This window comes from Hydrogenovibrio sp. 3SP14C1, assembly GCF_029625905.1.
Taxonomy (GTDB): Bacteria; Pseudomonadota; Gammaproteobacteria; order Thiomicrospirales; family Thiomicrospiraceae; genus Hydrogenovibrio.
This window is the reverse complement of the sequence record NZ_JARTLM010000147.1, coordinates 1-266: the sequence shown is the minus strand read 5'-3', so window position 1 is coordinate 266 and position 266 is coordinate 1. Positions and strand designations below refer to the sequence as shown.

The 266-nt window shown below is 52.3% G+C and carries 1 protein-coding gene; it reads left to right on the top strand.

All coding sequences use genetic code 11. From position 1 onward, the window contains the following. Positions 1–84: 84 nt before the first annotated feature. Positions 85–266, top strand: a 182-nt coding sequence (locus P8629_RS12000; RefSeq protein WP_278166343.1) for a 4Fe-4S binding protein, incomplete at its 3' end; no start/stop codon positions are given.

Genomic DNA, 266 nt, shown 5'->3' with positions numbered 1-266 from the left:
CAACACAGCGCCCTTCACCGCTGGCAAAAGGCAACCCACAGCACACTAATCTGGTCGAGATCGAGAAGGTTTAAGGACTAACCCATGACAACTCAGTATGGATTTTTTATTGATTCCAGTCGTTGCACCGGATGCAAAACCTGCGAACTGGCCTGCAAAGACTACAAGGATCTCACGCCCGACGTCAGTTTCCGCCGGATTTACGAATACGCCGGAGGTGACTGGCAGGAAGACAACGGCGTCTGGCGACAGAACGTTTTCGCCTA